Annotated in this window: 16 protein-coding genes and 1 riboswitch; of the genes, 11 read left to right on the forward strand and 5 right to left on the reverse strand. The window is 53.2% G+C overall.

Annotation, left to right across the window (positions count from 1 at the left end):
- Positions 1-304 precede the first annotated feature (304 nt).
- Together P771_RS17425 and P771_RS0111785 are read right to left on the reverse strand one after the other, a co-directional pair.
- Positions 305-1,528, reverse strand: a complete 1,224-nt coding sequence (locus tag P771_RS17425) for a DEAD/DEAH box helicase (protein ID WP_084301875.1) — start codon at positions 1,526-1,528, stop codon at positions 305-307.
- A 368-nt stretch (positions 1,529-1,896) separates the two neighbouring features.
- Positions 1,897-2,469 (reverse strand): hypothetical protein, encoded by a 573-nt coding sequence (locus P771_RS0111785; protein ID WP_028575296.1) that lies wholly within the window; start codon positions 2,467-2,469, stop codon positions 1,897-1,899.
- Positions 2,470-2,583: 114 nt separating this feature from the next.
- Here P771_RS0111785 and P771_RS0111790 point away from each other — a divergent pair, with 114 nt between their 5' ends.
- Positions 2,584-2,787, forward strand: a complete 204-nt coding sequence (locus tag P771_RS0111790) for a 2-hydroxymuconate tautomerase family protein (RefSeq protein ID WP_028575297.1) — start codon at positions 2,584-2,586, stop codon at positions 2,785-2,787.
- Positions 2,788-2,910: 123 nt separating this feature from the next.
- Here the strand turns inward: P771_RS0111790 and bamJ are convergent, their stop codons facing one another.
- Positions 2,911-3,636: a BamJ family beta-barrel-assembly machinery protein gene (gene bamJ / locus P771_RS0111795; RefSeq protein WP_028575298.1), complete on the reverse strand. Its 726-nt coding sequence runs from the start codon at positions 3,634-3,636 to the stop codon at positions 2,911-2,913.
- 184 nt (positions 3,637-3,820) lie between these two features.
- On the opposite strand from bamJ, the gene trhA reads away from it, so the two are divergent.
- From trhA to P771_RS0111825, 4 genes are all read left to right on the forward strand, one after another.
- Positions 3,821-4,477, forward strand: a complete 657-nt coding sequence (gene trhA, locus P771_RS0111805) for a PAQR family membrane homeostasis protein TrhA (RefSeq protein ID WP_028575299.1) — start codon at positions 3,821-3,823, stop codon at positions 4,475-4,477.
- 131 nt (positions 4,478-4,608) lie between these two features.
- Entirely contained in the window at positions 4,609-5,103 is a 495-nt protein-coding gene (locus P771_RS0111810) for a rubrerythrin family protein (RefSeq protein WP_028575300.1), read from the forward strand.
- Positions 5,104-5,191: 88 nt separating this feature from the next.
- Positions 5,192-5,466: riboswitch (cobalamin riboswitch) on the forward strand.
- A gap of 68 nt (positions 5,467-5,534) precedes the next feature.
- Positions 5,535-6,161 (forward strand): radical SAM protein, encoded by a 627-nt coding sequence (locus tag P771_RS0111815; RefSeq protein WP_028575301.1) that lies wholly within the window; start codon positions 5,535-5,537, stop codon positions 6,159-6,161.
- Positions 6,162-6,355: 194 nt separating this feature from the next.
- Positions 6,356-8,398 carry a ribonucleoside triphosphate reductase gene (locus tag P771_RS0111825; protein ID WP_028575302.1) on the forward strand — a complete coding sequence of 681 codons (2,043 nt, stop codon included), beginning with the start codon at positions 6,356-6,358 and terminating at the stop codon, positions 8,396-8,398.
- A 22-nt stretch (positions 8,399-8,420) separates the two neighbouring features.
- On the opposite strand, the gene P771_RS17430 is transcribed toward P771_RS0111825, so the two are convergent.
- Positions 8,421-9,986, reverse strand: coding sequence for a sigma-54 interaction domain-containing protein (locus P771_RS17430; RefSeq protein ID WP_035244481.1), 1,566 nt, complete (start codon positions 9,984-9,986; stop codon positions 8,421-8,423).
- 186 nt (positions 9,987-10,172) lie between these two features.
- On the opposite strand from P771_RS17430, the gene P771_RS0111835 reads away from it, so the two are divergent.
- From P771_RS0111835 to P771_RS0111855, 5 genes are all read left to right on the forward strand, one after another.
- The gene (locus P771_RS0111835; RefSeq protein WP_028575303.1) at positions 10,173-10,676 is read left to right on the forward strand and encodes a hypothetical protein; all 504 of its coding nucleotides are present in this window, start codon (positions 10,173-10,175) and stop codon (positions 10,674-10,676) included.
- Positions 10,677-10,907: 231 nt separating this feature from the next.
- On the forward strand, positions 10,908-12,068 hold the full coding sequence (locus P771_RS17435; RefSeq protein WP_035244408.1) for an efflux RND transporter periplasmic adaptor subunit: 1,161 nt from the start codon (positions 10,908-10,910) through the stop codon (positions 12,066-12,068).
- Positions 12,068-15,211: an efflux RND transporter permease subunit gene (locus P771_RS0111845; RefSeq protein ID WP_028575304.1), complete on the forward strand. Its 3,144-nt coding sequence runs from the start codon at positions 12,068-12,070 to the stop codon at positions 15,209-15,211. Before P771_RS17435 ends, P771_RS0111845 begins: the two co-directional genes overlap by 1 nt.
- Entirely contained in the window at positions 15,204-16,676 is a 1,473-nt protein-coding gene (locus tag P771_RS17440) for an efflux transporter outer membrane subunit (protein WP_084301877.1), read from the forward strand. The genes P771_RS0111845 and P771_RS17440 overlap by 8 nt, the downstream gene beginning before the upstream one ends.
- 12 nt (positions 16,677-16,688) lie before the next feature.
- Entirely contained in the window at positions 16,689-17,852 is a 1,164-nt protein-coding gene (locus tag P771_RS0111855) for a multidrug effflux MFS transporter (RefSeq protein WP_028575305.1), read from the forward strand.
- Between the two features lie 31 nt (positions 17,853-17,883).
- Here the strand turns inward: P771_RS0111855 and P771_RS0111860 are convergent, their stop codons facing one another.
- Complete coding sequence (locus P771_RS0111860; RefSeq protein ID WP_028575306.1) at positions 17,884-18,507, reverse strand: class I SAM-dependent methyltransferase; 624 nt, start codon at positions 18,505-18,507, stop codon at positions 17,884-17,886.
- Positions 18,508-18,732: 225 nt separating this feature from the next.
- Between P771_RS0111860 and argF the strand changes: the two genes are divergently transcribed.
- Positions 18,733-19,638, forward strand: a complete 906-nt coding sequence (gene argF, locus P771_RS0111865; RefSeq protein ID WP_028575307.1) for an ornithine carbamoyltransferase — start codon at positions 18,733-18,735, stop codon at positions 19,636-19,638.
- The last annotated feature ends 10 nt before the right edge of the window (positions 19,639-19,648 follow it).

The raw sequence follows: 19,648 nt of genomic DNA on the forward strand, positions 1-19,648 counted from the left end.
TATTAAGCAATCAATGTGCCATATTCGCAAAGGAGTTAATCGAGTTTTATTGAAAAATATTATTAATTATATTAGGGCATTAATGTAGAGAGGTGGTGTGGTAGTGCTAAGAATATTAAAATAATGGAAACTCGAGGCAGCATTGCTGCCAATTGGTGTTTGCGGCTGGAAAGAGGGTGTGGGCGCTGCTGGCAGATAATAATGGATTAATAAAGGGCGTAGGGGAATGATTTAAAAAGCCGGGGCTGTCTGTTGCCCCGGCTACTCGATTAAAAGGTCTGAAGTGTCTTGGATTGGACCAGGTTTAAGGCCTGTCCATGAAAATACCCTTGCCAGTCCGTCCGGATCTGCGGGGTGCTGTTCGGGCCGGTTTCTTCTGCCTGGGTCCGGGATTCCCTGCTTTGCTGTAATCAAATCCATCCAGCTGGATGCGCTCAACAGCCTGGCCCAAAGCCCTTTCAATGACCCGGACCTGATCAGCATCCTCACTGGTGACAAGAGAAAGGGCCTTGCCGGAACGCTCTGCCCGGCCGGTGCGGCCGATGCGATGGGTATAGCTTTCCGCTGTATCAGGGAGGTCAAAGTTGATTACATGGGAGATCAGGTCACAGTCAATTCCCCTGGAAGCAATATCTGTAGCCACCATGATTTTGTATTTTCCAGTGCGAAAGCCAGTCATGGATTCCTGACGCCGGTTCTGGGACATATTGCCCTGGAGGAAGGTTGACGCCCATCCCCTGCTTTCCAGTTTCCTGGCCAGGGATTTGGCCCGGTGCTTGGTCCGGGTAAAGATGAGCAGGCTTTGGTGGTCGGTGACTCGAAGCAGTTCTTCCAGTAGCCCTGCCTTGAGATGGGCCGGAACCGGATAAAAGGCATGAGAGATGGCTGCAACCGGTGCTGACGCTCCAGCCTTTATCTCCTCGGGGTTGTGCAGATATTCTCTGGTCAGGCTGCGGATGGCCTGGGGCATGGTGGCTGAAAAGAGCATGGTCTGGCGCTGGGATGGCAGGCGGCTGATAATTCTTCGGATGTCAGGGGCAAAGCCCATGTCCAGCATCCGGTCGGCCTCGTCCAGGACCAGGGTGTTGACTTGGGAAAGGTCGGCCAGGCCCTGGTTCATGAGATCCAAAAGCCGTCCCGGGCAGGCAACTATGACCTGGGCCCGGTCCAGCCCCCTGACCTGCGGGGTCTGGCTCACTCCGCCAAACACGGCAACGCTTTTGATCCTGGTCTTTGCACCCAGCTCGGTAAAATTTTCATGGATCTGCAGGGCCAGTTCCCTGGTCGGGGCCAGAACCAGTACCTGAGCCCCTCTGTTTAATGAGGTCTCGTGGGCAAGCAGTTTCTGGAGAATGGGAAGCACAAAGGCTGCAGTTTTGCCGGTGCCGGTCTGGGCCAGACCGAGGACGTCCCGGCCAGCCAGCAGTGGTGGAATGGCCCGGGTTTGGATAGGGGTTGGAGACACATATCCAGCCAGACGTATGCCGTCCAGGATGCGCCTGTCCAGATCAAAGGATTCAAAATTCATAAAATAACTCCTGAAAAATATGTACAGATCTGCAGCAGGGCATGATCGCAAGCTGCGTACCCTATTAAGAAGGGCAGTGGAAATTGTCGGCTATGGGGTCGAGGAATCCATCGGGCTGGCGGCTTAGAAGCCGGTACAAGGCATCCAAAGAATGGTCTCAAATCCAATCATGCTGTAGCAGATTAACTTTTATACATTTTTCTGGGGATGTAAAGTCAAGATATCGAACTGGAAACTGGAGATAAGAAGATGTATTGTCCAGCCCGGTTCCATGGGCGGATAGGACAGGCTTAGGAGCTCTGGCTGGAGCCTGATCCAGCCAGATAGATGCATTATGGACCGAGTATGGCAGAATTGAACTTCAGCCGTTAACCCAGGTTTATTTGAAACAGCTGGGCCAGTTCCACTGCCCTGGGGTCGTCCAGAATCTTTTGGTGCATTTTCTGCCGAAGCATCTCACTGCTCTCCTGGTTTACAATCAGGGATTGATAGTGGTCCTGTGTACCACTGATGCCTTCTTCCTGGAGAACTTCCTGATAGTATTCCCTGATCAGCTGGTTGTACTCCTTGAGTTCATCCGGGTGTTTTTCTCTTATGCCGTATCCTCTTTTGAACAAATTTTCATATGGGACCGGACCATTGGACAGATCAACGTGCTGAAGGACTACCGGAGAAAGGTCAGCCAGCCAGCCGGGTACAGAATAGTAATCCAGGGGCAGGTCCTGTCTGGCTGCAGTTTGTGCATCGGTTTTTCCGGGCTCTGGGGTCGGGGAGGATTCCCTGGCCAGGGCCATTGCTTCCTCAGAAAAACTGACCCTGTCAGAGGACAATCCCCCCTGATGGCTCCCAGCTTGATGGGAATTATTTTTCCGGTTATCAACCTGGCTGGTGTTTATGATACTTTGATCTGGACAGGCTTCCTTGATCTGAGAGCAATGCATGGGTTGCCTCCTTTAGTTTTTTTCATGGCAAGCAAGCATTGTTCCGGAAAAGTTTTCCTGGTCAGCAGGGAGAGGTAATAAAATTTGACAGTCTGAAGAAAAAGGAGGGAGTGGATGCCTTATGTCAACATCAGAATAACCAGGGAAGGGGCTACGGCTGAGCAGAAAAAGGAACTCATCAGGGGAGTGACCAAACTTCTGCAGGACGTCCTGGGTAAGAATCCTGGATCAACCTTTGTGATAATCGACGAGGTGGATACTGACAATTGGGGAATTGGGGGCGAAGCTGTAACCGAGCTTCGAAAAAAAGCTGACTGAAATGCCCAGCGAATTTTGAGCCGGGAAGGACCTCGGGGCTCTGGAAAGCATCCTTCCCGGCTGGTATAAAGGTTCAGTCCTTTGCAGTCTGGGGGTTTTCCCAGAGATGTAAGAGCTGGCCAACTATTCCGGTTTCATGGTTTCAAGGAGTTCGATTTCAAAGACCAGGGTTGAGTTGGGTCCGATGACCGGTCCGGCCTGCTGGTCGCCATAAGCCTGATCCGGCGGAATGACTACTTCCCACTTTGCTCCCTGAGGCATGAGCTGAAGCACCTCGGTCCAGCCGGAAATGACCTGGTCCAGAGGAAAGGTGGCAGGCTCGCCGCGCTCTATTGAGCTGTCGAAAACCGTGCCATCCACCAGAGTCCCATGGTAATGGACAGTAACCACATCCCTGGGTCCTGGACGTTCACCAGTGCCCTGGACTAATTCACGGTAAAGGACGCCGTTTTCCGTTTCCATGACTCCTTCCAGTTCGGCGAATTCCTCCATAAAGGTCAAGCCCTGGTCCAGGTTTGTCTGGGCCTGCTTCTGGACCTTGTCCATCTGGGCCTGCATGAATTCCTGCTGCAGGGCCATGAGGGCCTCAAACTGTTCGTCTTCGGTCATGAGGGGCTGGACTCCTTCCAGGCCGTGGCGCAGTCCCTGAATCAGATTTTCCACATTGATGTCCATCTCTCCCATGGCAATGTTGTTGCCGATATCCAGGCCCAGGGCATAGCTGGATCTGTCCTTGGAGGTTTCCAGACTTACAGGCTGGTCAGCAGCCTGGTTTCCCTGGTCCGAACCACCGCAGGCAAATGCTGTCAGAGAAAATAATAAGATAATGGCTAGCCGGTACAATGACATGACTTCTCCTTTTATGGATAGAATTTCTTAAAGAATAACTAATAATCCAGGGCTAAATGGATGTCCAGGCATGTTTGGCAGGGATTTTTCCAGCATCAGGTCCAAGGGAAGTCTGTCTTGACATGGGTCCTGAAACCCTGTTTATTTGTCCTTTCTGAAAATTTTTCCCAGGAAGCTAAATGCCATGACCGACAGCCTACTGCCCCGTTATTCCAGAAATGAAGAAATAGCCAATAGTATCACCCACGGCCTGGGTATTGTCTTTTCCGTGGTCGGCCTGGCCGTGCTGACTGCCTTTTCAGGAATATTCGGAACTGCATGGCATGTGGTCAGCTGCAGTATTTACGGATCCACCCTGATCATCCTCTACACTGCTTCCACCCTTTACCACAGTGTGCAGGAGCCCCGCAAAAAACAGATCTGCAGGATATTTGACCATTCAGCCATCTTTATCCTGATTGCCGGGACCTATACTCCCTTTACCCTGGTCAATCTTCGAGGACCCTGGGGATGGACCCTTTTCGGTCTGATCTGGGGCCTGGCCGTGCTGGGAATAATCCTTAGTGCAGTATCAAGGTGCAGGTGCAGGACCCTGTCCATAATTCTCTATGTGGGCATGGGCTGGGTAGTGGTGGTGGCCTTCAAACCTTTGCTCAGTTCGGTACAGCCGGGCGGACTGGTCCTGCTTCTGACCGGTGGGATCTTCTATACATCGGGTCTGGCTTTCTACGGCTGGAAAAGGCTCAGGTATCATCACGCCCTGTGGCATGTCATGGTCCTTCTGGGCAGCATGTTCCACTTTTTTGCCGTGCTTTTTTACGTGATTCCCATAGCAGGCTGATAACCCAGCCAGTACGGTACTTTTTTAGACCAGTGCCTCCTGAAGCCTGAATAGTTCCGGGAGTCCTGGGGGCTCAAGGTTTCGGATTATTCTTAATACTTACTATCCAAGCAAGATAAAAAGGAGAAAACATGTCCAAGACATTCAAGAACCTGGAAGAGGCCTTTGCCGGTGAATCCCAGGCCAACAGGAAATATCTGGGCTATGCCCGGCAGGCGGAAAAAGAGGGCTATCCAAGGGTGGCCAAGCTTTTCCGGGCCGTGGCCGAGGCTGAAACCGTCCATGCCCTGACCCACCTGAAGCACATGGATGGCATAAAGTCCACCAGGGAAAATCTTCTGGAAGCCATTGCCGGTGAAACCCATGAATTCAAGAAAATGTATCCGGGGATGATTGAGGAAGCAGCCCAGGAAGGCAAAAATGCGGTCAAGAGGTCCTTTGAGTTTGCCAATGCTGTGGAAGAGATTCATGCCGGGCTTTATCAGGATGTTCTGGACAACCTCGATGATCTTCCGGATGTGGACTACCATGTGTGTTCGGTTTGCGGTTATACTGTGGCCGGGGAAGCTCCGGGCAAGTGTCCGGTCTGTAATGCAGCCCAGAAAGCCTTTTTCAGGGTTGATTAGTCCATGTGAAAAAGAAATCTTGGTTGATATTATTTTTAAAAAAAAGTATAAAAACTCTGGTTATCAATTCAGGATAACCGGTTGTTCTTGTTGATTTTTTGCTCAGGGTGGCTGCCAGGCCTTAATAGGGAACTCCGGTGCAAGTCCGGGGCGGTCCCGCCGCTGTGAGTCCGAATTGTTTCTTTTCTGCAGAGGGTCACTGTGTGACACTCGCTTTAAGTTCGTAAGATGATGATCAACTCCATACATGTAAGCTAAATGGCAGTGATCAGCCCAAGCATTAACGAATTTAAAGTGAGTGCCACATGGGAAGGCCGGAAAAGAAGGACGAGTCAGAAGACCTGCCCAGAGTCTTGTCATTAACCTGTTTCCGGTGCGAGGACATCCGGAAAGAGCTCCGGTTGCCCCATTTTTCTGGGGGGTGGATACGCATGTTTGAATCAGACAGCACAGGGAAGGCCTGGGATTTTTTGCGCGGTTTTGAGCCGGCCAGCCTTTGCGACTGGCCGGGCAAGGTCAGCGCAGTCCTTTTTTTTGGCGGATGCAACCTGCGCTGCCCCACCTGCCATAATTCTTCCATTGCCTGGAATCCTTCAAACACTCCGATTCTGGATCACCAGAGCCTTTTGAAGCGTATCGGGAAAAACAGGAAATGGCTGGACGGTCTGGTATTGAGCGGCGGAGAAGTGACCATTCTTCCCGGATTTGAGGATCTGCTCCAGACTATCTCCCTGCTGGGCCTGCCTGTCAAAATCGATACCAATGGACTAAAACCCGAGGCCATAAGTCTGGCCCTTAAATATGACTGCATCCATAAGATAGCCGTAGATGTCAAAGGACCCTGGGACAAGTATCCCAATCTGTGCGGCGGAGCTATCAGCTCTGGCAGGGCCAGGGGATGTGCCAGTCGGGTGTTCCGCATGGCCCAGGCTTGCCCGGAAAGGTTTATGTTCCGCTGCACCAGGGTTCCGGGCCTGACTGAAGACGATATTCGAACCGTCAGTTCATACCTGCCTGGCGGGTTTGAGTTGAACGTGCAGAAATATATTCGTCCTTAGCCTGTTTTTGGGAGGCACTGGCCTGGATCATGTTTAAACAGCTGGTTTGCCTGCGATCCAGGCCCCGGCTTTTTCTTTGATTTTGACCTGGATGTTTTTTTCCCGGGCGGGCCTTCTGCCAGGCAGGTCCGGACAGGGCCTTTTGCCCGGGTTGTTGTAGTTGTGACCTTAACAGTATGTAATGAGGAGAAAAAATGCCCAAACAGATAAGAAAAAGAGATGGAAGGCTGGAATCCTGGTCCACCGAGCGTATCGGGCTGGCCATTCTTAAGGCTTTGAAAGCCAGCGGGATCAAGGACCCCCTTCTGGGGAACCGCCTGGCCAAAAGGGTGGAGGTCAAGCTGGAGGAACTGGAAGTTCCGGATCAGGAGCTGGTCCAGGACATGGTGGAGATGGTCCTGATGGAATCCAGACTGTTTGATGTGGCCAAGAAATACATCATCTACCGGGAGAAAAGAAGGGAACTCCGGTCCCAGCATGAGGCCTTTCTGAATATAAGGGAGACCATTGACAGTTACGTGAACAAATCAGACTGGCGGGTCAATGAAAATGCCAACATGGGACATTCATTCCAGGGTCTGATGCTGCACCTGTCCGGCTCGGTCCAGGCCAGGTATTCCCTGGAAAAATATCCTGAGGAAGTCCGTCTGGCCCATGAGCACGGTTACTTTCACATTCATGATCTTTCTTTTGGTCTGGCAGGTTACTGCGCAGGATGGAGTCTGCGCGACCTCCTGCTGGAAGGATTCAATCTGGAAGGAAAATGCTCTTCAGGGCCGGCCAAGCATTTTGATTCGGCCATGGGTCAGATGGTTAATTTTCTGGGCACTCTTCAGAATGAATGGGCCGGGGCCCAGGCCTTCAATAACGTGGACACCTACCTGGCCCCTTTTATCCGTCATGACGGGCTGGACTATTCCGAGGTCAAACAGGCTATTCAGAAGTTTGTATTCAATTTGAACACCACTTCCAGGTGGGGAGGCCAGAGTCCATTCACCAACCTGACCTTTGACCTGGTTCCGCCCAAGCATATTGCCCAGGAGGGGATCATCCTGGGTGGCAAACTCCAGGATCAGACATACGGGGAGTTTGTCCCTGAAATGGAGATGATTAACAGGGCTTTTTTGGAGGTGATGCTGGAAGGTGACTATCATGGCAGGATATTTTCCTTTCCCATCCCCACCTATAACGTGACCAAGGACTTCCCCTGGGAAGGAGAAGTGGGCAGGCTGCTGCTGGAACTGACAGCCAAGTACGGGGTTCCGTATTTTCAGAATTTCATCAACTCGGATTTAAGCCCAGAGGATGTCCGGTCCATGTGCTGCCGTCTGCAGATGGATCTGCGCGAACTCAGGAAAAGGACTGGCGGGCTTTTCGGGGCTGGTGACCTGACCGGTTCCATCGGGGTGGTCACCCTGAACCTGCCCAAGCTGGCCTTTCTGGCCCAGGGAGAGCAGGATTTTCTGGACATCATTACTGAATACGCTGCTCTGGCCAGGGATTCCCTGGAATTCAAGCGTAAATTCATCACTGATAATATGGAGCGCGGCCTTTTTCCCTTTTCCAAAAGGTATCTGAAAAACGGGCTCAAAAATCACTTCAGCACCATCGGACTCATCGGCGGTCACGAGGCCTGCATGAATCTGCTGGGCAAAGGAATTGAAACCGAGGCCGGAACCAGGCTCATGCAAAGGGTTCTCAACCACCTGCGGGAGCTGACCATTGGATTTCAGGAGAGCACCGGAAGCCTGTACAATCTGGAAGCCACCCCGGCTGAGGGGACCAGTTATCGCCTGGCCAAGATCGACAAGGCCCTTTACAGTTCGATATACGCCTCAGGAAATGGAGTCCCGTATTATACCAATTCCACGGCCATGCCTGTGGGAGCCACCACTGACGTGTTCCAGGCCCTGGAGCACCAGAACAAGCTCCAGCCTCTGTATACCGGGGGTACAGTCTTTCACACCTTTTTAGGGGAATCTGTCACTGATTGCGATTCGTTAAGGAGTTTCATGGTCAAGGCCATGTCCATGACCAAGCTGCCCTATATTTCCATTACCCCGACCTTTTCAGTGTGCAAGGAGCACGGATACCTGGTGGGCGAACATCCGGCCTGCCCCAGCTGCGGACAGGAGGCCGAGGTCTACACCAGGGTTGTGGGATACTATCGTCCGGTAAAGATGTGGAATAAGGGCAAGCAGGCCGAATACCAGGACCGGGTGATGTTTGGCTTATAGACGCAGGCTGTATGCAGGAGGTTCAGACATGACCCTGGTTTGACCTGCCCAGGGGAGAGATGCCAAGTTTACGCATCTTTCCCCTGAGGGTGCTGGGGTTCAGCCTGAGCAGCTCCGCTGCACCGCCTTGCCCTGTGATCTTGCCATCAGCCAGGTCCAGGGCTTTTCTGATGTGCAGGGATGCTGCCTCATCAAAGGAAACAAGAGATTTATCAGCTGCATGGACCGGGTTTATCCTCAGGTCCTGTTTTGCTCCTGGATCAAGGTTTATGGTCAGGACTTCCGATCCAGGACTGGCAGCCCGGGCCTGGATCAAGGTCCTCTCCACCAGGTTTTCCAGCTCCCGGACATTTCCGGGCCAATGATGGCTTCGAAGTTTTTGAACCGTTCCAGGCACCAGCCGGACCCTGCTGGTGATCTTCAGGTCCCGGCATTTTCTGGAGATGAGATGATCCAGCAGGGCAGGGATGTCCTGGGGCCGCTGGCGCAGGGGCGGGATCATTATGGGAAAGACATTGAGCCTGTACCACAGGTCTTCCCTGAATTTGCCCTGGCCGACCATCAGTTCAAGGTTCTGATGAGTGGCGCTGATGATCCGGACGTCCACAGGAACGGTTTTGTTGCCGCCCACCCGTTCGATCTCCCTGTGCTGCAGGACCCTTAAGAGCTTGGTCTGGACATTGAGGGGAAGCTCTCCAATTTCGTCAAGAAAGATGGTTCCGTTGTGAGCCCTTTCAAATCTCCCCCTGTTCTGGGAAATGGCCCCTGTAAATGCTCCTTTTTCATGTCCGAAAAGTTCGCTGTCCACCAGGGATTCGGGCAGTCCTCCACAATTGACTTTAATGAACGGGCCTGAGCTTCTGGAAGAAGCCGAGTGCAGGGCATTGGCCAGAAGTTCTTTGCCGGTCCCGGTTTCACCCAGGAGCAGGACCGGGCTTTCCAGAGGAGCCACCTGCCGGACCATGCGCATGACCTGCATGAGTCCGAAATCCGCCCCGATGATCCTGTCCCCGGACATGCTGCGCAGCTCACTGTGCAGGTATTTATTGTCGTCTTCCAGCATTTCTTTGAGTCTGACAGCCTCTTCATATTGCAGGGCATTGGCCATGGCTATGGAAAAGGGTTCATTCAGGCTGTTCATCATCCTGGCGTGCTCTTCCCGGTATCTGTGTGTCCCTCTGGCTGCCAGCATGAGAATGCCGATCCGTTTGGATTCAAGGGCAAGGTCGGTGTGCAGCAGAGAGACCTGGTCAGGCCAGAATAGATGATGCAGCTCTGCAAAGTCGGGCTCGTCCTGCAACGGGTCATTCAAGATGCCGAACTTGGGCTCGGATTTCCATTCCTGAACCAGCCTGGCCATGATGATCTGGGGCAGAGGGACAGTCCCAAGTCTTTTGGGCCAGTCGTCAGGCCCTATGTGGGCAATGATTCTTGATACTCCCAGATGGGGGTTAATGATTCCTATGAGCAGGGAGTCAGCAGGCATGTACCGGCCAAAGTATTCCAGGGTGCTCTGCATGGCCTTTTCCAGGTTCAGGCTGCTGCATATCCGCATGGTGGCTTCGCGGAAAAAAATATTCAGATCCATGGTCCTTCCTTGGTTACGGTTTTGGTCTGAGCTGGAGTTTATTTTGAGATCCGGCAGTTTGTCAAATATGACTACCCGGGCTCTCCAGGTCAAATATGACCACAAGAGCTTGTCAGATATGACTAAAGAGCTAGCCTTCTTTGGTAAAATGCTGTTTTGTTTATGTTTAAATCTGTGGCACCATTAATGCTTAAGGAATTTGAGCCCAGCCGTGATTGCCTGGCTGGAGGTGAATCGGCCTGCCAGGTGGCTGGCCGGTCCGGTCCGGACCGGTTAAAGGGCGCAATCATGAAGTTCCGGCAGGTATCCAGAGAAGAGATTATGATGGATTTGGTCAGAAAAACCAGCGAGGTTGCCATGTACGGCGTTTTTGAAATGATCCAGGTGCGGGCTTTTAATGAATCATCCAGGCAGGAAGCCCTGGCCGAGGCCAGGATGCTCAGCCTTGGTGATCACGAGGGATTGGACTCCATCAACGTCCTGATCCGCAACGACTGGGAGACCGATATCGTGGTCATACTCAGCCGGCAGGAAGAGTCAGGAACCCAGTCTTTCTCTGAGGAGGGACTGGGTATTGCAGAATCCTTTTCCAGGTTCGGCTGGCTGACCCATTCCAGCTGGCGACTGGACAAGGTGAATAAAAAGCTGAACAGCAATCTTGAACTGATTCTGAGCGACTGGAGCACTTGACAAGCTGCATCTTCTATAGCTCCTGCTCCGGCATGGCCCTGCCATCTCCGTTGTTGCGTGCGGGTCTACTCCCCTTTTCCAAAAAGAAATGAAAGATCTGCCCCGGGCTTTCCTGTTGTTGTCCGGGGCAGATTTGTTTATACTTGAAGGTATTCTCTGCTGCCTGAAACCGGCTTGAAACCAGGCTGGAACCGGTATGGACAATAAAATTTACTGAACACGGAGGTTTCCATGGGACTGTTTGAAATATGGCGTCTGAAAATGCTTAAGGTCATTTTGCCGGTTTTAATCCTTGTTCCGGGCCTGGCCGGGTGCGGGCAGGACCCGGTTCAGGAAGACACCGGGCAAAGGCCGCTGCCTGTTGTTGCCGTACAGGAAGTGGAAATGACTGACGTGGAAGTTTTTGCAAACTATCCGGCCAGGGTTCATGGTTCAAGACAGGTTGAGGTCAGATCAAGGGTGGAGGGCATCCTCAAGAAAAAGCTTTACCACGAGGGTGAAGCTGTAGAAAAAAATCAGGTCCTGTTCATCATTGATCCCGAACCTTACGAGATTGCCCATCGCCGGGCCAGGGCCGAGCTGGCTGATGCCAGGGCGGCTCATGATCATGCCCAAAGAGAGTGGCTGCGCCATTCCAGGCTTTATGAACAAAGCGCTGTGAGTGAGCGGGAAAAGGACCAGGCCCTGACCGAATTTGAACTGGCCAGAGCCAGGCTGGGTATTGCCCAGGCTGCTCTGGACGATGCCCGTCGCAGTCTGGGCTATACAGAGGTACGTTCCCCTGTGGCCGGAGTGACCGGGATGGAAGATGTTTCAGAAGGAAATCTCATCAGCTGGGGTGGACTCCTGACCACCATGACTCAGAATGACCCGGTCCATGTTCGCTTTTCTCTGCCGGAAAAAGACGCCCTGGCTAAAAGAGGATCTGACCGGGCAGAACCGGCTTCTGCTAAAGAAAGCAGGGCCTGGGTGGAAATCCATTTTTCCGATGGTCAAGAATACGCCCACAAGGGGCAGATAGATTTCATGGCCAGCACCATTGATACTGCCACCGGCATGGTCAGTGCCAGGGCGGTCTTTCCAAATCCCGGGCATGAACTCATGCCTGGCCAGTTTGTGCGGGTCAGGGTGCTGGTGCAGAATCTTCAAGGCGTTGCCCTGATTCCGGAACAGGCTGTGAACCAGGGACCTGAAGGACCGGAAGTTTTTATCATTGATGAGGATTCTTCGGCCCGGACCCGCCGGGTCAGCCTTGGCCCGGTTGTCAAGGCTGGACAGGTGATCTGGGAAGGCCTGGATCAGGGTGACCTGGTGGTGGTGAATGGCCAGGTGGCCCTGAGGGAGGGGATGGCAGTCAGAGTTGAGCAGACTGGGTCCAGGGAGGCTGAATAATGTTCAGGTTTTTTATTGACCGGCCTATTTTTGCCTCGGTTATTTCAATATTGATCGTTCTGGCTGGTGCAGCAGCCTTGAGGATCCTGCCTGTGGAACAATATCCTGATGTGGTTCCTCCGGAAGTGGTGGTCAGTGCTGTTTATCCAGGGGCCAGCGCCAGGGTGGTGGCCGAGGCTGTGGCCGCTCCTCTGGAACAGGAGATCAACGGCGTAGACAATATGCTGTACATGGAATCGGTTTCCACTGACGCTGGAACTCTCCAGATCACCATATCCTTTGAAATGGGCACTGATCCGGACATGGCTGCGGTTAATGTCAACAACCGGATTGAGGCGGCCCTGCCCAAGCTTCCTCAGACAGTGAGGGACATGGGAGTGCGGGCTGAATCCAGGTCCACCAACATGCTCATGGTTCCGGTGATGTATTCCCCGGACGGAACCAGGGATACTCTGTTTCTGGCCAATTATCTGATCCTGAATGTCCTGGAGGAGCTGAACCGGTTGCCAGGGGTGGGAAATGCCTCATTGTTCGGATCAGAAGACTATGCAATGCGGGTCTGGATGGACCCGGACAAGCTGGCCAAGCATGAGCTGACTCCGTCTGATCTGGCCGCTGCCCTGCGGGAGCAGAGTGATCACTTTGCCGCAGGCCGACTCGGGGCTGAGCCGGCCCCGGATGGGCAGATCTTTACATATACCGTGACTACGGCTGAGATGCTGGTTGAACCAGAGGAGTATGAGCGGATAATTCTCAGGTCAGGAAGGGACTCTGGCGCCCTGCGTCTTGGCGATGTGGCCAGAGTGGAGCTGGGCTCGGAGGCATACGGCACATCAGCCACCTATAATGGTCAGCCCGCAGTTGCCTTTGCCATCTATCTTCAGCCCGGGGCCAATGCCCTGGATACAGCTGAAATCGTTCATTCAGCCCTGGACCGGATGTCTGAAAATTTCCCAGCTGGAACAGCATACACCATCGGGTATGATATTACTGAATTCATAGATATCTCCATTCGAGAAGTGGTCAAGACCTTGATAGTGGCCGTGATCCTGGTGATCCTGGTGACTTTTTTGTTCCTGCAGCGCTTTCGGGCCACTTTGATTCCAGTGGCTGCCATTCCGGTCTCCCTGATCGGGACCTTTGCCGGAATGCTGGCTTTCGGGTTTTCAGTAAACCTTTTGACCCTGTTCGGGCTGGTCCTGGCCATCGGCATTGTTGTGGATAACGCCATCATTGTCATGGAAAACGTTGACCGGCTGATGCGGGAGGAAAACCTCAAGGCCAGGGAGGCTTCCATTGCAACCATGAAGCAGGTGGCTGGAGCGGTTGTGGCTTCCACCCTTGTCCTGGTGGCGGTGTTTGCACCAGTGACGTTTCTGGGCGGAATGACCGGTGAGCTGTATCGTCAATTTGCTGTGACCATTGCTGTTGCGGTTGTGGTGTCAGGGGTGGTTGCTCTGACCCTGACCCCGGCCATGTGTTCCCTGCTCCTGGACAGGCAGAAGAAGACCGTGCCCAAGCCCTTTGTCCTTTTTAACCGGTTTTTTGATAAACTGACCAGTTCTTTTGTCTGGCTGGTTGAGAAGATTTTGCGGCATTCCATCGTCAGTACCCTGATTTTTATCGGAATAATCGGAGGGACGGTCCTGATGGTGAGCCGGATGGCCCCGGGGCTGGTTCCTCAGGAGGACCAGGGGCTGGCCCTGGCGGTCTACCAGCTTCCCCCGGCTTCAGCTTTGTCCAGAACCGAAGAGGTCAGAAACACTCTCTCAGGCATGCTGGTGGAAATGGACCAGGTCCAGGGATTCACCACAGTAGCCGGGGTAGATATTTTTGACATGGCCCTGCGGACCAACATGGGGGTCGGGTTCATCAATCTGACTGACTGGGATGCCCGCCAGGGCCCTGGTCAGGATGCCCAGTCCCTGGCCGGCCGGATAATGGGCATGGGTCTGGGGATTCCTGAGGCCAATGTCCTGGCTTTTGTTCCTCCGCCCATAGTGGGGCTTTCCATAACCGGCGGAGTTGAAGGCTATCTGGAGGTCCGGGGCGGTCCGACCCTGCAGCAGGTCCAGGATATAGCCTCAAGACTGACTGCTGCAGCCAATGAACGTCCGGAGCTGACCAATGCCAGGGCCACCATGGATATGAATATCCCCAAATATCAGGCTGTGGTGGACCGGGAAAAGGCCAGGGAGATGGGAGTTCCTGTCAACCAGGTCTTTGAGACCATGCAGAGTACCTTTGGATCACTTTACGTCAATGATTTTACCATGCTTGACCGTAACTGGCAGGTCAACCTGCAGTCAGAAAAAGACTTCAGAAGCCGGCCTGAAGATCTGAATAAAGTCTTTGTCCGCTCCCAATCCGGACAGATGCTGCCGCTGAGTTCGCTGGTCACTCTGGAACGGATTTCCGGTCCGGATGTAATAAACCGGTACAATATGAACAGTGCAGCCAGGCTGATGGCTGATGCTGGCCCTGGATACACCACCGGGCAGGCCAAGGAAGCCCTGGAGCAGGTGGCGGCCCAGGTCCTGCAGGGTTCCAATGCGTCCATAGGCTGGATCGGAGAGGCTTTTCAGCTTGACGCAGCTGCCGGCACAGGCGGCCTGGCTTTTGCCATGGGCATGGTCATGGTTCTTCTGATTCTGGCAGCCCAGTACGAGCGGTGGGCCATGCCCCTGGCCGTGGCCTCGGCAGTGCCTTTTGCTGTACTTGGGGCTTCCCTGGCTGCCATGCTCCGGGGTTTTCCCAATGACATCTATTTTCAGGTAGGGTTGCTGGTCCTGATTGGGCTGGCAGCCAAAAACGCCATCCTGATAGTGGAATTTGCAGCCCAGAACCGGGAACAGGGGCTGTGCTCATCTGAAGCGGCCATGGAAGCTGCCAGACAGCGTTTTCGGGCCATCACCATGACTGCCATGACCTTTATCATAGGTACTTTACCCCTGGTGTTTGCTTCTGGGGCAGGCGCAGCCAGCCGCCAGGAAATCGGTACAGTGGTGGTGGGAGGAATGGTTCTGGCCAGTTCTCTGGCCCTGCTCTTTGTGCCGCTGTTTTTCAAACTGATGGATGACTCCACCTTCTGGTTTCACAACCGCAAGATGCTCAAGCCTTGCAAAGGAAAGAATGATGAATAACAGCGCGGGCTGGAAAGGACATTTTTGCCCTGGACTGCTGTTTTTAGTGGTCCTTTTTCTGGGCGGATGTGCCATGGGTTCTGATCACAAACTCAGGAAACCGGATCTTCCCGGGACCTGGCCGGAAACCGAGGCCCTGACCAGGGATGGACAGGATTATCTGCTGGAGTGGTGGACCAGATTTGAGGATCCAATGTTGAACCAGCTGGTGGCCAAGGCTGTTCAGGACAATCCGGACATCCGCGTTCAGGCGGCCAGGGTCTGGGAGGCCAGGGCCAGACTCGGCTTTGCCAGGGCGGAGCAGCTCCCCACGGTGGGAGTCCAGGCTGAAGCAGTAAGGCAGAGACAGCCTGAAGCTGTTACAGGCATTCCTGGTGGATCCAGGGGCAACCTGTTTTCCCTGGCCGGGCTTCTGGAATTTGAGCTGGACATCTGGGGCAGACTGGCCATGGAGCGGGAGGCAGCCCAGGCTGTTCTCCTGGAAAGTCAGTATACCCAGGAAGCTGTCCGCCAGGGCGTGATTTCGGACGTGGTGGTCACTTATTTCAATCTGGTGGCAGCCAGAGAGGAACTGGAAATAACCAGGCAGACCCTGGAACTCAGGAAGCAGACTTATGAACTTGAGAGGATCAGGTTTGAAGCAGGCCAGGTGGATGAGCTTGTCCTTGGTCAGGCTGAGTCAGCCCTGGAAAAGGTCAGGGCTCTGGTTCCGGATCTGAAAAGACAGGTCAGGATCCTGGAAGGAGCTCTGGGTGTCCTGACCGGGCTGAGTCCTCTGGAGCTTTTTGATGATGATCGGGTCAGATACGGGCTGGCCAGGTCAGTCTTTAATCCGGGTGCAGTTCCCTTGGTCCTGCCTTCTGAGCTTTTGAACCGCAGGTCGGACATCCGTTCAGCCGAGGCCAGGGCCAGGGCCACAGGAACAGCCATTGGCATTGCCAGGGCCGAGCGGCTGCCCAGGCTGAATCTGTCCGGCCTGTTGGGAACCCTGGCTCCGGAAACCAGGGACCTGTTCACCTCTTCGGCCAGGAACTGGAGCATGGGTGCCCAGGCAGCCGGTCCTCTGCTTGATTTCGGGCGGACCCGGGCCGGGGTAGAAGCGGCCCAGGCCCAGTATGTCCAGGCTGAGATCCAGTATGAAGCAGTAGTGAGCACGGCCTTTAACGAGGTCCGCGACGCCCTGGCCATTTATCAGTCTGCCCAAAACCGGGAGGAGGCAGTTCTGAGGCTGGTTGGATCAGTGGAACGGACTAGAAACCTGGCCAAAGTGCGTTACCAGGAAGGGATGATCAGTTTCCTGGAATTCCTGGAAGCAGAGCAGGACCTTTTTGCTGCCAGACAGGACCTGAATAATGCAGTCAGGGACCGACTGGTTGCAGTGGCCACCCTGTCCAAGGCCCTGGGCGGCGGATGGGACCCGGACTCCATTGAAAGGTATGAGGTTTCCTCAGCTGTCAAGGATTAACAGGGGCTGCCGGTGAAAAAGTGGATAGCGCTGCTGGCCCTTCTTGCAGCCTTTCCTCCCCTTTCCACGGATATGTATCTGCCGGCCATCCCGTCCCTGGCAGAGATGTGGCAGGAACCCCTGTGGGTCATCAACCTGACTCTGGTAGGATTTTTTGTGACCTACAGCATTTTTTTGCTGATCTATGGTCCATTGTCTGACAGGTTTGGCCGCAAACCGGTCCTGAAGGCAGGCATTTTGATCTATGTCCTGGCCAGCATGATGTGCGCTCTTTCCTCCAGTTCCACCGGGCTGATCATGTCCCGCATGCTGCAGGCGGCAGGGGCTGCTTCGGCTGCTTCCCTGGCTCTGGCCGTTGTCCGGGATGTTTTTGAAGAAACAAGCCGGGAGCGGGCTCTGGCCTATATTTCAATGGTGGTGGCCCTGGCACCCATGCTGGCTCCTATTATTGGAGGTTGGATACTGGCTTTTTTGCCCTGGAACTGGATATTTGCTGTACTTGCCGGACTGGGCCTGATCGCCCTGGCAGGGGTGGTCAGGATGGAAGAAACCCTCTGTCCTCAAGAGCGGACCCGAGATGCAGGTCTTTTGACCGGGTATGCCTTGCTTTTGAAAAACCGGCGCTATATCAGCCTGGCGCTGGTGGTTTCCATTGGTTCCATGCCCCTTTTTGCCTTTATTGCTGCGTCTTCGGACATATACATTTCCGGATTCGGTCTGAGTGAACAGGTTTACGGGTACTTTTTCGGATTCAACGCCCTGGCTGTGATGGCTGGAGCTTTTACCTGCATCAGGCTGACCAGGCATATCCTGTCCCGGAATATTCTGAGCCTGGGTTTTGCTGGAGTGGCAGGAGGCGGTATCTGGCTTCTTCTGGGACAGGGTCAGAGTCCCTGGGATCTTGCCCTGCCAATGTTTGTCATGTCCTTTTCCCTGGGCCTGAGCCGGCCGCCCAGTCATAACCTGGTCTTGAAACAGGCAGGCAGGGGAGCAGGAGCTGCGTCCTCTTTTCTGATGTTTTCTTTGATGACATCCGGAGCCGCTGCCATGGGGTTCATTTCCCTTGAGTGGCAGGACAAAATAGAGGTGCTGGGTCTGCTGGCGGTTCTTTGCGCCGGTCTGGGGCTGACCTCCTGGCTGCTTTTGCAGAAATATTCATCAAGACCCTGGCAATAATCACAGCAGACCGAGGCCGGATTTCCAGTACTCAGGCTGCGCTCTCAGGTCTGGTGATGATGAGCCGGTATTCTCCGTTGAATACATTTTTCTTGAGAAGCTTGTCTTCGCAGGGGCAGAAATTTTCCTGGTCCAGAAGTTCGTAGAAATCCTTTTCATAAGTAACCTGGCCGAAATCAACTGTTGTCAGGAATTTCAACCTTGGTTTGACAAATTCCATGAGTTTGGACTTGTTTTTGAACATTGTCTGAAAAAAGATGACTTTGCCCGCAGGCTTCAGCCATTCTTTGGTCCTGTCCAGAACTTTTTTCTGATCCTTCATGAGCATGAAGCTCATTCCGAAAAAAATATAGTCAAAGCAGAATTTTTCAGGAGGGTTAAAGGTCAGTACCGATTGATGGTGAACCTTGACCTGGCTTTCCAGATCAAAGACCCGAATCATCTTCTTGCAGTGTTCAAGGTAGTGTTTATTGATGTCCAGCCCGGTGATACTGAGATTTTTTCCTTTGATGAGACTATGGTTTTTCTTGATCATGATTCCATTTCCAATGCCCACATCAAGGATGGAGGAGTTTTCAGGATAAAGCCTGAGGCAGTTATGATAACAGAGTCTGGTTGTGTCGCTTATGATGAGGTTATACAGGTTATTGACCATAAAATATTACTCCATTTGGTTACTTGAACAAGCTGGGACGGAATCAGGATCATGCCTGGACAGCCCGTTCAGACACGGGCTTGATACTCAACTAAATATAGCAAGCATTGTGTTTTTTTGCAATAATAAACACTTCCTCTGCCGGGTCAGGGTTTTGAATCTTTACAACTCCTGCATCATGGGGCAATATAATTGCTTTTGCAACTGGCCCACCTTGGAGTGCATATGAAAAAAGATTTTTTAACCATTTTGGATCTGTCCCATAATCAAGCCCATGAAATGGTCCGCAGGGCCGGGGAAATGAAGCGCACCAGCCACAGGTCAGAGGTGCTCAGAGGCAGGACCTTTATCCTGATCTTTGAAAAGGCTTCCACCAGAACCAAGGTATCCTTTGAGGTGGGGATCTCCCATCTGGGTGGACACTACGTGTTTATGACCTCCAGGGAATCCCAGCTTGGAAGGAGTGAACCCCTGAAAGACACGGCCAGGGTTCTTTCCCGCTATGCTGACGGGCTCATCGTCAGGACCTATGGCCAGGAAAAGCTTGAGGAATTGGCCCGGTACAGCTCGATTCCCATAATCAACGCATTATCCGATGATTATCATCCCTGCCAGGTCATGAGCGATCTGCTGACCATTTACGAACGTACTCCAAATTTTGAGGACCTGACCATTGCCTGGGTGGGGGATGGGAACAACATGGCCCATTCATGGATAAATGCGGCGGTTTACTTTCCTTTTCAGCTGAATTTGGCCGTACCCAAGGGTTATGAGCCCGGGGGAGACATACTGGAGCGGGCTCTGCATATGGGAGCAAGGATATTTGTTACCCATGATCCGGCCCTGGCCGTCAGCGGGGCTCATTATGTCAATACCGATGTCTGGGCTTCCATGGGACAGGAACAGGAACAGGATAAGAGGGCTGTAGCATTCAAGGGGTTTTCTGTGAATGAGGATCTTCTCAGCTCAGCGGACAAAGAGGTCAAGGTTCTTCATTGCCTGCCTGCCCACAGAGGTGAGGAGATTTCCCAAGAGATCATGGAAGGGTCCAGGTCCATCATCTGGGATCAGGCTGAGAACAGACTGCACATGCAGAAGGCCATTCTGGAATGGGTTGTTGCCCCTGATTAAAAATAATCCC

Origin of the sequence: Desulfonatronovibrio hydrogenovorans DSM 9292 (genome assembly GCF_000686525.1) — a bacterium.
In the GTDB taxonomy this organism is placed as follows: Bacteria; Desulfobacterota; Desulfovibrionia; order Desulfovibrionales; family Desulfonatronovibrionaceae; genus Desulfonatronovibrio; species Desulfonatronovibrio hydrogenovorans.

Excerpts from the sequence above, each read along its gene's own strand:
- P771_RS17425 (WP_084301875.1), bottom strand. The coding sequence starts at position 1,528 with ATGAATTTTGAATCCTTTGATCTGGACAGGCGCATCCTGGACGGCATA.
- P771_RS0111785 (WP_028575296.1), bottom strand. The coding sequence starts at position 2,469 with ATGCATTGCTCTCAGATCAAGGAAGCCTGTCCAGATCAAAGTATCATA.
- P771_RS0111790 (WP_028575297.1), top strand. The coding sequence starts at position 2,584 with ATGCCTTATGTCAACATCAGAATAACCAGGGAAGGGGCTACGGCTGAG.
- bamJ (WP_028575298.1), bottom strand. The coding sequence starts at position 3,636 with ATGTCATTGTACCGGCTAGCCATTATCTTATTATTTTCTCTGACAGCA.
- trhA (WP_028575299.1), top strand. The coding sequence starts at position 3,821 with ATGACCGACAGCCTACTGCCCCGTTATTCCAGAAATGAAGAAATAGCC.
- P771_RS0111810 (WP_028575300.1), top strand. The coding sequence starts at position 4,609 with ATGTCCAAGACATTCAAGAACCTGGAAGAGGCCTTTGCCGGTGAATCC.
- P771_RS0111815 (WP_028575301.1), top strand. The coding sequence starts at position 5,535 with ATGTTTGAATCAGACAGCACAGGGAAGGCCTGGGATTTTTTGCGCGGT.
- P771_RS0111825 (WP_028575302.1), top strand. The coding sequence starts at position 6,356 with ATGCCCAAACAGATAAGAAAAAGAGATGGAAGGCTGGAATCCTGGTCC.
- P771_RS17430 (WP_035244481.1), bottom strand. The coding sequence starts at position 9,986 with ATGGATCTGAATATTTTTTTCCGCGAAGCCACCATGCGGATATGCAGC.
- P771_RS0111835 (WP_028575303.1), top strand. The coding sequence starts at position 10,173 with ATGCTTAAGGAATTTGAGCCCAGCCGTGATTGCCTGGCTGGAGGTGAA.
- P771_RS17435 (WP_035244408.1), top strand. The coding sequence starts at position 10,908 with ATGGGACTGTTTGAAATATGGCGTCTGAAAATGCTTAAGGTCATTTTG.
- P771_RS0111845 (WP_028575304.1), top strand. The coding sequence starts at position 12,068 with ATGTTCAGGTTTTTTATTGACCGGCCTATTTTTGCCTCGGTTATTTCA.
- P771_RS17440 (WP_084301877.1), top strand. The coding sequence starts at position 15,204 with ATGAATAACAGCGCGGGCTGGAAAGGACATTTTTGCCCTGGACTGCTG.
- P771_RS0111860 (WP_028575306.1), bottom strand. The coding sequence starts at position 18,507 with ATGGTCAATAACCTGTATAACCTCATCATAAGCGACACAACCAGACTC.
- argF (WP_028575307.1), top strand. The coding sequence starts at position 18,733 with ATGAAAAAAGATTTTTTAACCATTTTGGATCTGTCCCATAATCAAGCC.